At 64.2% G+C, this 13,133-nt stretch carries 12 protein-coding genes; 6 read left to right on the top strand and 6 right to left on the bottom strand.

Annotated elements, in window-relative coordinates:
• Positions 1 to 15: 15 nt before the first annotated feature.
• Entirely contained in the window at positions 16 to 450 is a 435-nt protein-coding gene (locus FTO74_RS15825) for a hypothetical protein (protein ID WP_162539015.1), read from the bottom strand.
• A 41-nt stretch (positions 451 to 491) separates the two neighbouring features.
• Here FTO74_RS15825 and FTO74_RS15830 point away from each other — a divergent pair, with 41 nt between their 5' ends.
• Entirely contained in the window at positions 492 to 1,472 is a 981-nt protein-coding gene (locus FTO74_RS15830; protein ID WP_162539016.1) for a metal-dependent hydrolase, read from the top strand.
• A gap of 88 nt (positions 1,473 to 1,560) precedes the next feature.
• On the top strand, positions 1,561 to 2,106 hold the full coding sequence (locus tag FTO74_RS15835; RefSeq protein ID WP_162539017.1) for a DUF6580 family putative transport protein: 546 nt from the start codon (positions 1,561 to 1,563) through the stop codon (positions 2,104 to 2,106).
• Positions 2,107 to 2,337: 231 nt separating this feature from the next.
• Here FTO74_RS15835 and FTO74_RS15840 read toward each other — a convergent pair whose 3' ends face one another.
• Entirely contained in the window at positions 2,338 to 3,045 is a 708-nt protein-coding gene (locus FTO74_RS15840; protein ID WP_255462317.1) for a VTT domain-containing protein, read from the bottom strand.
• A complete protein-coding gene (locus FTO74_RS15845; RefSeq protein WP_162539018.1) occupies positions 3,042 to 3,551 on the bottom strand; it encodes a MogA/MoaB family molybdenum cofactor biosynthesis protein in 510 nt (169 codons plus the stop codon). The genes FTO74_RS15840 and FTO74_RS15845 overlap by 4 nt, the downstream gene beginning before the upstream one ends.
• Positions 3,552 to 3,817: 266 nt before the next feature.
• On the opposite strand from FTO74_RS15845, the gene FTO74_RS15850 reads away from it, so the two are divergent.
• Complete coding sequence (locus tag FTO74_RS15850; RefSeq protein ID WP_162539019.1) at positions 3,818 to 4,864, top strand: energy transducer TonB; 1,047 nt, start codon at positions 3,818 to 3,820, stop codon at positions 4,862 to 4,864.
• Here the strand turns inward: FTO74_RS15850 and FTO74_RS15855 are convergent.
• The 3 genes from FTO74_RS15855 to FTO74_RS15865 all read right to left on the bottom strand — a co-directional run bounded on the left by FTO74_RS15855 (position 4,840) and on the right by FTO74_RS15865 (position 7,140).
• Positions 4,840 to 5,091: a hypothetical protein gene (locus tag FTO74_RS15855; RefSeq protein WP_162539020.1), complete on the bottom strand. Its 252-nt coding sequence runs from the start codon at positions 5,089 to 5,091 to the stop codon at positions 4,840 to 4,842. The genes FTO74_RS15850 and FTO74_RS15855 overlap by 25 nt on opposite strands.
• Positions 5,092 to 5,356: 265 nt before the next feature.
• Positions 5,357 to 6,214, bottom strand: coding sequence for an aldo/keto reductase (locus FTO74_RS15860; protein ID WP_162539021.1), 858 nt, complete (start codon positions 6,212 to 6,214; stop codon positions 5,357 to 5,359).
• Entirely contained in the window at positions 6,211 to 7,140 is a 930-nt protein-coding gene (locus FTO74_RS15865; protein ID WP_162539022.1) for an MBL fold metallo-hydrolase, read from the bottom strand. The genes FTO74_RS15860 and FTO74_RS15865 overlap by 4 nt, the downstream gene beginning before the upstream one ends.
• Positions 7,141 to 7,330: 190 nt before the next feature.
• Between FTO74_RS15865 and FTO74_RS15870 the strand changes: the two genes are divergently transcribed.
• The 3 genes from FTO74_RS15870 (at position 7,331) to FTO74_RS15880 (ending at position 13,059) form a co-directional block, all read left to right on the top strand.
• On the top strand, positions 7,331 to 9,748 hold the full coding sequence (locus FTO74_RS15870; RefSeq protein ID WP_255462318.1) for an N-acetylmuramoyl-L-alanine amidase: 2,418 nt from the start codon (positions 7,331 to 7,333) through the stop codon (positions 9,746 to 9,748).
• 371 nt (positions 9,749 to 10,119) lie between these two features.
• The gene (locus tag FTO74_RS15875) at positions 10,120 to 11,271 is read left to right on the top strand and encodes a DUF6599 family protein (RefSeq protein ID WP_162539023.1); all 1,152 of its coding nucleotides are present in this window, start codon (positions 10,120 to 10,122) and stop codon (positions 11,269 to 11,271) included.
• A 363-nt stretch (positions 11,272 to 11,634) separates the two neighbouring features.
• Positions 11,635 to 13,059 carry a glycosyl hydrolase family 28 protein gene (locus tag FTO74_RS15880; RefSeq protein ID WP_255462319.1) on the top strand — a complete coding sequence of 475 codons (1,425 nt, stop codon included), beginning with the start codon at positions 11,635 to 11,637 and terminating at the stop codon, positions 13,057 to 13,059.
• The last annotated feature ends 74 nt before the right edge of the window (positions 13,060 to 13,133 follow it).

Consider the following 13,133-nt stretch of genomic DNA (forward strand, 5'->3'; position numbering starts at 1 on the left):
CAGCCAGTATAAATTTCAGTCGAGCTGCCGCGCCGTCGGCGCAATCCACAGGCGCCGCGCCTCCTCCGAACCAACCACATCGAAGTCGTAAAACTCGCGCAGAGTATCGCGCCGGTCGCCATACTCCGCGAGCGCCAGCCGGAGAAACGCGCCGCGCCCCAGCCCTTCGTACCGCTCATGCAGCAGCGCCAGCAGCTTGATCCAGAAGACCGTGATCGTCTCGTGATACCCGCTGCTCGCCGTGTTCTCGCCGCCCACCGCGACGTTGTAGGCCGACACCCGCTCGCGCATCCGCACTGTCGCCGCCGCCTCACCATGCTCGTGGACGTAGCAGGCCCCCACCAACACGTGAGCCGCGTGCGTCCACCGCTCTTTGGGCAGGGTTTTACTCTCGAACGCCGCCAGAAACGCGTCGATCTCCGTTTCAGTCGAAGGAAGTTGCAGGGGCATATCCGGATTGTACGGGCGGCACACAGTATCCTCAGAGCAGCATGGAACCCGTCACCCACGTCCTTACCGGAGCCCTCCTGGCCCGCACCGGCTTCAACCGCCGCGCCGCCTACGCCACCGCCGCCATGGCCATCGCGGCGGAGCTGCCCGATATCGACACCCTCTGGTCGCTCACCGGGCCGATCCCCGGCTTCGAGCACCATCGCGGCATCACCCACACCTTCGTCGGCGTCCCCTTCGAGGCCGCGCTCCTGACCGCCGCCTTTTGCTTCGTCCACCGCCGCCGAAGCAAACCCACCAAGGCCCCCGTCAACTGGCCGTTTCTATACTTCGCCACCCTCATCGCGCTCCTCAGCCACCTTTTCCTCGACTGGACGAACAACTACGGCCTGCGCCCGTTCTTCCCCTTCAACCCGCGCTGGTACTCAGGCTCTTTCGTCTTCATCTTCGAGCCGATCCTCTTCGTCCTGCTCCTGATCGGGCTTCTTGCGCCGAAGTTTCTCGGGACGGTCCAAACCTGGGCCATCGCCGCCCTGCTCGCCATCTGCGCACTCTGGGGCTTCCGCTTCCACGAGCACTCCCGGGCGCTCCAAATAGCGGCTACCACCACCCCTGCCCCGCTCTTCGCCAGCCCCTCGCCCATCGACCCGTTCACCTGGCACGTGGTCGCCGACACCCCCGCCTACGACCAACTCTCCACCGTCAACACCCGCACCGGCACCTCCGCTCCCGGCTTACGAATCAATAAAGCCGCCCCCACCGTCGCCACGCTGGTCGCCAAGCGCAGCCCGCTGGCCGAGCCCTACCTCGACTGGTCCGCTCTCCCCCTGGTCGATCAGGGCGCAGTAACGCCCGACGGCCTCACCCCGGTCACCTTCCGCGACGCCCGCTTCCTCGGCAGCATCCCCCCGCTCGACGCCCGCCACCGCGCCCCGCTCTCCGGCACCGTCTTCGTCGATCTGGCCGCCGATGATGCCCACCGCATCGCCCGCATGGAGCTGGACGGCCGCGTCCAACGCTGAAAATCGCGTCATTCCGGTTGACCCGCGCCCCCGAAACCCGGACAATCAAGGTAGCGCCTCCGCGCGCGTCCCATCCGAGGTACATCCCATGTCCGCTTCCATCGTTCTGCTCTTCGCCATCCTCAGCCGCATCCTTCCGCCGTCGCTCCACCTGACCGCCATGAACTTCACCGCGGTAGGCGGCTCGCTGCTCTTCTTCGGCGCACGCGGCACGAAGCGCAGCCCCTGGCAGACGGCCATCGCGGTCGCCGCCCTGATGGCCACCGACGTCTTCCTGACGCTCTTCATCTACCACTATCCCTTCCACGTCAGCGGATACGTCGTCACCTGGGCCTGGTACGCGGGCGTCTGCCTGATGGGCCGCACACTGCTCCAGCGCGCCTCCGCCCTGCGCGTCACCGGCGCGGTTCTGGGCTCGGCCACCTCGTTTTTCCTGCTCAGTAACCTGGTCGTCTGGATGGGCAGCATGTACGCCCACACCGCCGCCGGGTTGGCCTCCTGCTTCGCCTCCGCGCTGCCCTTCTATCGCAACGACCTCGTCTCCACCGGACTGGTCGCCGGGGCGCTCTTCGGACTGCCCGCACTGGCCACGCGCATGGTCGATGCCTTCCAGCCGCACCACGATATCGCGTAAGCAACTGATCTGAAGCACTAAGGGCGCACTCGTTATCGAGTGCGCCCTTAGTGCTTTTGTCCTGCCGGACGGGCCTCCTGCGCGGAGGGCGGGCGTTCATACGCCTTTTTACTGCTTCGCGTGCTCCTCCCGTTGGTCGGAATCAAAAGATGCTCGCTGCCGACCAACGGAAGGCCCTCAAAAGATCACTTCCCCATACCGCCCCGAGAACCGCACGAAGTGCCGAAGTGCCTAGTTTTCGAACTCGTCTTTGCCCTCTTCGCTTGGGAGCGGAATCCCCTTCTTCCGGTCGAAGATCTTCCGCGCTACCCAAACCCCCAGCAGAATCAGCACAATCCCCAGCAGAGCCACAAATGCCGTGGAGTGCTCATGCACTGCCTGCATCCCCGTGTGGAAGATCGTCGGCCCATACACAATCGTGATGATCGACTCCACCGTAAACCGCAGGAACTTGCCCCCACAGATCGCCAGGAAGTACGAGAGCGGCCTCATCTCAAAGACGCCCGCCGCCAGCTCGAAGAGCTTCACCGGCATCGGCGGCGGCATCATGGCGGGAAGCATGATCGCCAGAAACTCCTGCCGCTCGAACCGGTCGCGGAGCTGCTCGTACCGCTCACGGTTGATGCGCTTCAGCAGAAACAGCTCGCCGCCCGCGCGGCCCAGGTAGTACGGCAACATGCTCCCAATCGCCGACCCCAGCGCCGCCATAAAGCAGTAGAGCAGAAACTTGCCGTGGTTCGTGACGCCGTAGCTCACCACCAGCGGGTCCAGAAACGGCAGCGGAATCGCCGCCGAGTCAATCGTCGAAAGCCCCAGAATCCCCCACGCGCCAAACGGCTTCAGCGCCAGGATCAGCCAGACCTTGGCCTTCATCAGCCATGCCCCGACCGGCTTCAACCAACCCCACGGCCCCTTCAGCAACACTGCGCCAGCGCTCACTCGGACACCTGCGCATGATCCCCGTGCCCGGCCAGCAGATCGAGCGCGTGCGGCAGCAGGCCCAGAATGGCCTCAAGCGAGGTGGCCGCGCCCGCCGGGCTGCCCGGCAGGTTCACGATCAGGGTCGTCCCCAGCGTCCCGCAGACGCCACGGCTCAGCGCAGCCATCGGCGTATGCGCCAGCCCCGCAGCGCGCATCCGCTCCGGCAGACCGTCCACCATGCGCTCACAGACCGAGCGCGTCGCCTCCGGCGTCACATCGCGCGGCCCCAGGCCGGTGCCGCCGGTGGTCACAATCAGGCCGACGTCCTTGGCGTGCCGCCGCAGCGCCGTGGCGATCTCGTTTACCTCGTCCGGCAGTATCTCGGTTGCCGTCGCCGGCACGCCCGCGGCCGCCAGCACAGCCTGCACGCGCGGCCCGGAGAGGTCTGCCTGCGTGCCTTGAAAACAGCGGTCGCTGATCGTCAGCACCACTACCCGCACATTCTTGCGAAAGCTAAGAGTCATTCCCCTCAGTCTAATCGCCGATTGTTACCAGATAAATCGTTCGCCCGCCAAAGCCCGGCTCGGGTGTGGATAAGAGGAGTCCGGACCAGGCATGGGCTGGGTACTTTAAGGCCCAATTTGCCTGATTTTCTTTCCCCGGCCTCGTGAGAAAATGAACCTTGTACCGTTTTTGCGGCATCGCGTTTCGGCCCCCGCGCAAACTTAACCCTGTCTAAACTCGTCTTACGTTCCAGTGCCTCCGCAACAACCGCACGCGAATCCCACTGATGCCGATCCTCGATCTTCCGTCCAACCCGCCGCCGCCTGAATCACCCGAGCCCGTCGTCCTCCGCAGCAACCGCTACGGCGAGCTGGCCGAGCACGAGCTTGTCCGCCTGCTCGACACCCTCGACGACGACCGTGCCCGTTCGCGCTTCCGCGAGTCCATCTACATCTCGGTCATCGTCTACCTGATTATCGGTTGGTTTCTGGTGTATGGCCCCCGAGTGCTCTTTCACCAGGGCAAGATCGTCAACCCGGCCGATGTCCTGAAGGCCCGGGAGCTGACCGAGCTGACCACTCCCAAGGACATCACCCGTCACCATCTGGCGCGTAACCCGCCCGCGCTCGACCAGAAGACCATCAAGCAGCTACAGGCCACGCGCAAGCCGACACCGCAGCCCCCGGCTCCAGCTCCAAAGGCCGCTCCAGCGCCCACGCCTCAGCCCCAGGCGGCAACGCCTCCACCGCCGCCCCCACCGCCCGCCGCGACGCATGAGACACCGCAGCCCCGTCTTGCGCCCACGCCCCAGCCGCAGCAACAGGCCGCCATTCCGGATTCTCCGCGCCCAGCCCCCACCCGGCCTAACTTCAGCTCGCCCAACCAGAACCCCGGCGACGCCATCCGTCAGGCCGCCCGCGATGCCGCCCGTGCCGGGGCTGCCGGTGGCGACTACGGGGCCAGCGCCGTCACCCACGCCGGGGGAGCCGACCTCGGCTCCGGCATGGAGGTCCTCTCCGATACCCAGGGGGTCGACTTCGACGCCTACTTCCGCCGCCTGAAGCGCGAGATCTACAACACGTGGATTCCGCTGATCCCCGAAGAAGCCCGGCCACCGCTGAACAAGCGCGGCATCACCCAGATCCGCTTCACGATCCTGCCCGACGGCAAGATCGGAGCTATGCACCTGGACGGCAGCACCCACGACACTGCCATCGACCGTGCCGCGTGGGGTTCCATCGTTGGTGTGGGCCAGTTCCAGGCGCTGCCCGCCGGGTATCACGGCAACCTGGAGCTACGCTTTACCTACTACGTCAACACCGAGCCCAAATAATGCAGCGCGACCACCGGGAGACCGAGCAGCAGGAACGCCGCAGCCAGCTTCGCGGGCTGATCTACCTGGCTGTTGCGGTGCTGCTCTTCTCGCTCTTGCGAGCCGGGGCACATCGGGTCTTCACAACAGGCTGGTGGCGTCCCTAAAAACACGCGCAGCGTCGAGAACCGCACGAAGTGCCGCCCGCCCGGCGCAAGGGCGTCGTTGCCTGTTCTCTTGGTTGTCATTCAGGAGCGAAGCGGAGGAATCTGCTGTTGCTTTTGCTCTTGCCGTTGTTTCTGGGGTAGGTCCGGGCTTTAGCCCGGACATCAATACTCGCCACAGATGCGGGCTTTAGCCCCCGAGGTTTGCTTTTTCTTCTTAGCCACAAGTGCAACAACAAAAGCGCCCTCACGCCGGCGGGCGGCACTTCGTGCGGTTCTCGACGCTTCGCGTAAAAAACGAAGGGCCCCGGATCTCTTCACAAGATCCGGGGCCGCTTGAACATCAAACTTACTTCGCCGAAGCCTCAATCTCCGCCCACTCCGCATCGCTCAAAACCACATCCTGAGCCTTCACATTCTCCTCAAGATGCGCAATCGACTGCGTGCCCGGAATCGGTAGAATCACCGGCGAGTGATGCAGCAGCCAAGCCAGCGACAACTGGCTCACCGTCGCGTCATGCCGCTTCGCCACCTCATCCAGCTTGCCGCCCGGCTTGGCCAGTTCGCCCGCCGCCACCGGGAACCACGGAATAAACGCGATCCCATGCTTTGTGCAATATTCCAGCACGTCTTCATGGGCACGGTCGCCGATGTTGTACTTATTCTGCACGCTCACAATCTCGACCACCTTGCGCGCCTGCTCGATCTCGGGAACCTTCACCTCGCTCAGCCCGATGTGCCGGATCTTGCCCGCCTCCTGCATCTTCTTCATCGCGCCCAGCGACTCCTCCACCGGCGTCTTGGGGTCGATCCGGTGCAACTGCCACAGGTCCAGCCGGTCGGTCTTCAGGAACCGCAGGCTCATCTCCACCTGCTGCTCCAGATACTCCGCACGGCCCACCGGCAGCCACTTATTCGGACCCTGCCGCGTCAACCCGCCCTTGGTCGCAATCACCACGCCCTTGGCATAGGGCGAGAGCGCCTCGCCGATCAACTGTTCGCTCACATCCGGCCCATAGGCGTCCGCGGTGTCGATAAAGTTCACACCCAGCTCGACCACCCGCTTCAGAACCTGTTTGGCGTTCTCCCGATCCTTCGGCTCGCCCCAGACCCCGTCGCCGGTAATCCGCATGGCTCCAAAACCGAGCCGGTTGATCTCCAAATCGCCGCCGAGCTTGAACGTCTTCGCTACTGTCGCTGTTGTCATGCAATATTGGATGCGGGCTCAGCCAAAACGTCGCCGGCAACGGGCGCGACGACTAACGTTTCACCTTCCCCTAACACTCGCACCCGGCTCTCCAGCCCGCGCCGCCGGGCATCGGCCATCAGCCGAATAGGCGGCTCCTCCATCGGCTCGCGCCCCAGCCGGAAGGTACCGAAGTGCATCGCCACCATCACGTCCGCGCCCAGATCGACAAAGCCGTCGAGAGCCTCCTCCGGGCTGGTGTGGACGGAGCGGTGAGTGTCCGGAAAATAAGCCCCAATGGGCACCAGAGCCACCTGCGGGTGCAGCCTCCGGCCAATCTCGCGGAAGCCGTCAAAATAAGCCGTATCCCCCGAGTGGTAGACCCGATGCCCTTCCCCTTCAATTACATAGCCGCCGAATCCGCGATGCGTATCGCTGAAGATCCGCGCTCCCCAGTGCTTGGCCGGGGTCAGGGTCACGCGCAGCCCGGCCACCGTGGTCGACTCCCAGCGGTCCAGCGTCCGCACCTCGGCAAACCCCAGCGTATCCACCAGATCCTCCACGCCGCGCGGCACCACCGCCACCGGCGCACGCCCGGTCTGCAGCCGCGTCTGGCGAGCCACCTGCTTCAGCGTCGGCCGGTTCAGGTGATCCATATGCGCGTGGCTCAGCAATACGACGTCGATCGGCGGCAAATTCTCCATCTCCACGCCAACACGGCGCGCCCGCCGCAGCACCACCAGCCGCTTGGCAAAGACCGGATCGACCAGCACCGCGCGTCCCGCCAGCCGCAGCAGGAACGAAGAATGGCCCAGAAAGGTGACGCCCAACTCGCCGGGGCCGATCGCACCCGGCAGCTTCGGCTCGCCGGTCATCGGCACCGCGTGGCTCTCTCGCACCAGCCGCACCAACTGCCGCAGCTTGCTAACCCGCCTGATCCCTGCCATCCGCACAGCCTCCAGCCCTAAGGGCGTCTACTTAATGGATGCGGCTATGCAAATCAGGATACATAGCCTCCGCGAACGCCTCGTAAACACCGCGCAAAGGTTCTTATTGGGACAGCCGTGGGGGTATCGGAGGTGATACCGCCGGTCTTTTCACCCAATACACACGCACGGTCATCTTAAACTCAGACCTGTGACACTACGCCTCGCGCCAGCACGCCGCCACTTCCCTACAAGCCTCTGGGCCGCGGCGGTCCTGTGCTCCTGCGTTCCTCTTCCGATGCTGGCGGCTGGCCGCACAGCCCGCCATACGCCGCCGCCCACCCCCTGGGAGCAGGCGACCGAGGCACGCGAGCACCTCGAGGCCATCCCCGAGGACGCGCGCAGCAAGGCTGACTATACGCGGGCGCTGGACAAGTTTCGCACGATCTACCACGACAATCCCCGCGACGCGCACGCGGCTGAGGCCGTAAACACAGTCGCCGAGCTGCTGGCCGAGCAGGGTCACTCGCTGGACGATGTGAAGAGCCTCGAAGCAGCGGTGGGGCAGTATGAGTTTCTGCGCACGCAGTATCCGGGCAGCCCGCTACGGATACCCGCACTGCTGGCCGAGGGCAAGATCGACTCCGAAGACCTGCATGATTCAGTCGCGGCAAAGGAGCGGTTCGCGCTGGTGCTGAAGCTGTATCCGCACAGCACGGCTGCGGCCGAGGCGCGGACAGGACTGGCTCAGCTAGGACGGCCCAAGGGTGCGGAAGCTACGGCTGGCGGGATCAAGAGCGCCCCTCAAGGGCTGAAGCCCGCTGCTCCGGCGAGCAGTTACAGCACGGCTGAAGCTGTGCCCGCAGCAACGCGGCATCCGGCGAACGATGCAGTAGCTACAACGACAAAGCCGGATGCAAAGATCGCGGCACGTACGGCGGATTCTGCCGATGCTCCCGTGGCGCTTCCAGTAACGACAACGGCAAAGACGACACGCACCACCCCGCTGGCGCAGGTGACCGGGATTCGTCACTGGTCCACCTCGACGTACACGCGGGTCGCAATCGACCTCGGCGACGAGGTGACGTTCGAGGCGGCACGGGTGCCCAACCCTGACCGGATCTACTTCGATCTACATGGAGCAAAGCTGGCACAGGAGCTGGTCGGCAAGAGCTTCACCGTAAACGACGACGGCTTCCTGAAGCGGATACGGGCGGCGCAGTCCTCGGGCGATGTGACCCGGGTGGTGCTCGACGTGAACTCGGTGACCGAGTACTCGGCGTTTCTGCTGCCGAATCCGTATCGGCTGATTATCGACATTCACGGCAGCAAGGCCGTCCCCGGCGATGTGGCCACAACATCCACAACGACACCCGCTCCCAAGCCGGAGGCGCAGAGCAAGATCGATCCGAATGAGGTAGCGGAGTTGCCCGTCTCTCCAAGCGCGAGCCGCCGGGCCAGTGCGGCAGCTAACAGCTCCGGTCTGCCTCCCATGGCGGTGACCGACGGCGGCGATGCGGTGAGGCCGCTGACGCCCCAGCCTCAGCCGGAGAGAACGCGTCCGGAGCAGGCGGATGTGATGCCGGGGCCAGCAGCTAAGACATCCGTTCCGGCCCCGCGTGTCAGCGCGGCGTCAAAAGTAACGCTGGGTCGTCCGGTGCCGAACACCGTGGCGCAATCTGCTCCCACGATGACGACGGATGTGGCCGCTGTGAGCGATCTGCCGGGACGTGTAGACGCCACCAGCGCGCCGACGACGCGGCCCATTGCGGCAGTCGTGCTGGGAAATAAGGATGTACCTGATACCGCTCCTCTGCCACGGCGTTCTCGCTCGGTTGCCCATACTGACGCGGCCCCGACCAAGCAGGCCGACAAAACAGCCGATGGCGAGACCTCTCTGATCCGCGCTCTGGGCCTGAGGATCGGGCGGATCGTGATCGACGCGGGCCACGGCGGGCACGACTCGGGCACGCTGGGCGTGGACGGGATCGAAGAGAAGGACGTGGTGCTGGATGTGGCACTGCGGCTGGGCAAGATGCTGCACGAGCGGCTGGGCGCGGAGATCATCTACACACGCTCGGACGACACCTTCATCCCGCTCGAGACACGCACCGCGATTGCGAACAAGGCGCAGGCCGACCTGTTTCTTTCGATCCACGCCAACAGCTCCAGCGACGAGACTGCGCGCGGCGTGGAGACGTACTATCTGAACTTCACCTCGGATCCCAGCGCGCTGGACGTGGCAGCGCGTGAGAATGCGGTCTCGGGGCAGTCGATCCACCAGCTCTCGGACCTGGTGAAGAAGATTACCCTGAAGGATAAGATCGCCGAGTCGAGGGAGTTCGCCACGGACGTGGAGGGCTCGCTGTTTGCGGGGCTGGAGCGCGGGAACGCGGGGCTGAAGAATCGCGGGGTGAAGAAAGCTCCGTTTGTGGTGTTGATCGGGGCGAATATGCCTTCGATTCTGGCGGAGATCTCGTTTGTGACGAACCCGCAGGATGCCCACCAGTTGAGGATGCCGGAGTATCGGCAGCGCGTGGCGGAGAGCCTGTTCAACGGCGTGGCCAAGTATGAGAACAGCCTCGGCGGCGGCAAGCCCGTGGTGGTAAACCGGGCCAGCGTGCAATAACAAGAGAACACGCGAAGCGTCGAGAACCGCACGAAGTGCCGCCCGCCCGGCGCAAGGGCGTTGTTGCTGTTGCTTGTTTTCTTGGTTGTCATTCAGGAGCGAAGCGGAGGAATCTGCTGTTGCTTTTGCTCTTGCCGTTGTTTCTGAGGTAGGTCCGGGCTTTAGCCCGGACATCAATACTCGCCACAGATGCGGCTTTAGCCCCCGAGGTATGCTTTTTCTTCTTAGCCACAAGTGCAACAACAAAAGCGCCCTCACGCCGGGCGGGCGGCACTTCGTGCGGTTCTCGACGCTGCGCGTGGGGCATCCGAATTTGCAGCTCTGGTGGTAGTCTCATGCTTGATATGGGCTTGTTTTCACAGACTCGATGGATGCTGACCCTGCCTCTGCTGCTGGGCATGGTTGCGAACGCGCAGCAAGGGGCCACCACGCTGCTGGAGCCTCCAATCCCCCTGCTCCCCCACCAGGTGACGGGGCTGGAGCGCGCTGGCGACGCAGTGACCGGAACAGATCCCAACCAGGCGGACGCCGCCAACGCGCCTCTGCTGAAGGAGGACGGGCTGGAGCGGTTTGCCCAAGCCCAGTACAACCACGCAACCGGCGGACCCGCGCTGGCCGCAACGGCGATGCAGTTCGTGGACGCCACCGGAGCCTACGCCGCCTACACCTTCTACCGTACTGCCCTCCCGAAGGGCCGCGTGATGACCGGAGCAGCTAAGCTGGGAACACAGTCGGTCACCGACGGCGACACCGTGCTGGTGCTGGCCGGGACGACCGTGCTGCGGATGAAAGGCAAGGCTAACCCCAAGGAAATGCTGGCTTTAACCTCCGCCCTGCCCAAGGTTGGAGGCCGCCGCGCGCTGGCTCCGCTGCTGCCGACTTATCTGCCGGTGGAGGGGTTGGAGGCGGATACGGCGCGGTATGTGGTCGGACCAGTTGGGTATGGCTCGCTGGGGCTCAAGATCCCTGCCGAGGTGATTGGGTTCGACAAGAGCGCCGAGGTGATGACCGCCGGGTACGGCAAGGGTACTTTGACGCTGCTGCTCTACCCCACGCCGCAGATCGCCGGAGAGAAGGGGCGGGCGATCGAGAAGCAGATGAACGAGCCGAATGGAGAGCACGGCGCGCTGCATAACTCCATGGGAATGGTGAAGATGCGGCGCGTGGGGCCGCTTCTGGGGATTACCAGCGGGGCGCTCTCGGCCGCGCAGGCGCAGGCTTTGGTAGCCGCGCTGCACCTGAACCAGCAGGTCTCGTTCGACCAGAAGATGCCGCTGGAGTTCCACGCCGAGGTGAAGAAAACGGCAACGCTGCTCCAGAACATCCTCTTCTTCTCCGTCGTGGTGGGAGGAGGCGCGGTGCTGCTGGGCATCTTCCTGGGAGGAGCCAGAGCCGGTATCCGGGTGCTGCGGGGCAAGCCCGCACACGTCGAGCCGGAGTTTCTGGCGATCAATCTGCGCGATCAACCCAGGCCGCTGTTCGTTCCCCAGCCGGAGAGCAAGGGGACGGAGGGGCACGGCTGATAGTGCACCGGTATTGGTGCGCATAATTGGCTGTAAGTCTTATTCCTGATGGATTTACCAGAATTACTGCACTGCTTCTGATGCAGCTTTGACTTTACGGCAAAATGAGCGTTCAGGGCTTTGTGCGTCTGATAACTCTTTCTAAATGATCGGTTTATGTTGTCCGGGTTTTAGCCTTGACACCGGTTTTTGCCACTCTTACTATTTCGCCAGAAAGTTCTGATGGCTTTGCCTCCGTCGGAGCTATTCTCCCTAGTAAGAGGCCGCCCTGTTGCCGGGCGGCCTCTTCGTCGTTTTGGTCGGACCACTTACCCCTGTGCTAAGGTGGCAGGGCGGTCGAAACGGTACAAAATCGTGGAGTACATGATGGTTTTTGTGCGGCTGGGTGTGGTGCTAAGCATGGTGGCTGGGGCCGGGTTTGCAGTGGCTCAGGATACCCGGCAGGTGGCGGAGCCGAAGATTCCGGCCTCGTGCGTACAGCTCTCCGCCAGCCTGCGGACGGCGGGCGGCAAGATCGCCGAGGCCGACGAGCGCAGGCTGGATACGGATCGGATTCAGAAGGCTCTCGATGCCTGCAAGCCGGGGATGGCGGTGGAGCTGAAGCCGGTGGACGGGAATAACGCGTTTCTGACCGGGCCTCTGGAGCTGCGGTCGGGAGTGACGCTGCTGATCGACGAGGGGGTGACGCTGTTTGCGTCGCGCGACCCGAAGCTCTTCGACGCGGCGGCGAAGCCGGGAGTGTGCGGGACGATTCCGGCGGCTCCGGTGCCGGGTGGCGGATGCAGGCCGCTGCTCTCGGCCGTAAACGTGACCGACGCTGCGGTGATGGGCGACGGGACGATCGACGGGCGGGGCTACGCGAAGCTGATCGGCCACGACTATAGCTGGTGGGAGATGGCTCGCAGGGCCGAGCCGAAGAACGAGAAGTACTACAGCATGAGGCTGGTGGTGGCGAACCACGCCGACGGGCTGACGCTCTACCGGATTACGCTGCACAACTCGCCGAACTTCCACGTGAGCGTGAACGGGACGAACGGCTTTACGGCGTGGGCGGTGCATCTGCTGACGCCGGTGGACAAGGGGCTGGACGCGCGGAACACGGACGGGATCGACCCCAGCGGCTCGACCAACGTGACGGTGGCGCATAGCTGGATCGACAACGGCGACGACAATATCGCGATCAAGAGCGGCACCACGCATATGAGCGTGCTCGACAACCACTTTTACACCGGGCACGGGATGTCGATCGGGTCGGAGACGGTGGGGCAGGCGTATCTGCTGGTGGACGGGCTGACCGAGGACCATACGTCGAGCGGCATCCGCATCAAGAGCAACGTGACGCGGGGCGGGCAGGTACACGACCTGACGTACCGGAACATCTGTATGAGGGACGTGGCGAATCCGGTTGCGATCTCGCCGTACTACACGAACCAGACGACGGAGGGGTTCGTGGACCCGCACTATACGGGCGACAAGATTCCGGATTACAAGAAGATCGAGCTGGACAACGTCATCAGCGAGACCCCGGGAGATGTACTGGTGGCGGGGCTGGACGAGGCGCACCGGACGGAGATCGCGTTGCACAACGTGGTCGTCCAGGGGATTACACCGCAGCAGGTACACCTGGCGTATGTGGATATCGCGTCGAGCGGGGTCAACTTCGACCTGTCGCGGGGCACCAATGTGAAGGTCCTGGATAGGGGCAAGGCAGCTTCCGGGCCGAAAGATGCGCCTGCGGGGCACTTTGGGCTGGCCAGTTGCGCCAAGGTATTTGTCCCAATGCGGTAAAGATGATGGGCTCGCGCCAGATAGTCGCGGTGCGGTATTGTGCCATCTCGCCGCGAACGGTAGAATGACAGAGG

Source organism: Granulicella sp. WH15 (assembly GCF_009914315.1).
Lineage (GTDB): Bacteria > Acidobacteriota > Terriglobia > Terriglobales > Acidobacteriaceae > Edaphobacter.

Coding starts and splice junctions, on each gene's coding strand:
- FTO74_RS15835 (WP_162539017.1), top strand. CDS start 1,561: ATGTCCGCTTCCATCGTTCTGCTCTTCGCCATCCTCAGCCGCATCCTT.
- FTO74_RS15865 (WP_162539022.1), bottom strand. CDS start 7,140: ATGGCAGGGATCAGGCGGGTTAGCAAGCTGCGGCAGTTGGTGCGGCTG.
- FTO74_RS15845 (WP_162539018.1), bottom strand. CDS start 3,551: ATGACTCTTAGCTTTCGCAAGAATGTGCGGGTAGTGGTGCTGACGATC.
- FTO74_RS15850 (WP_162539019.1), top strand. CDS start 3,818: ATGCCGATCCTCGATCTTCCGTCCAACCCGCCGCCGCCTGAATCACCC.
- FTO74_RS15830 (WP_162539016.1), top strand. CDS start 492: ATGGAACCCGTCACCCACGTCCTTACCGGAGCCCTCCTGGCCCGCACC.
- FTO74_RS15875 (WP_162539023.1), top strand. CDS start 10,120: ATGCTGACCCTGCCTCTGCTGCTGGGCATGGTTGCGAACGCGCAGCAA.
- FTO74_RS15860 (WP_162539021.1), bottom strand. CDS start 6,214: ATGACAACAGCGACAGTAGCGAAGACGTTCAAGCTCGGCGGCGATTTG.
- FTO74_RS15825 (WP_162539015.1), bottom strand. CDS start 450: ATGCCCCTGCAACTTCCTTCGACTGAAACGGAGATCGACGCGTTTCTG.
- FTO74_RS15855 (WP_162539020.1), bottom strand. CDS start 5,091: ATGACAACCAAGAGAACAGGCAACGACGCCCTTGCGCCGGGCGGGCGG.
- FTO74_RS15880 (WP_255462319.1), top strand. CDS start 11,635: ATGATGGTTTTTGTGCGGCTGGGTGTGGTGCTAAGCATGGTGGCTGGG.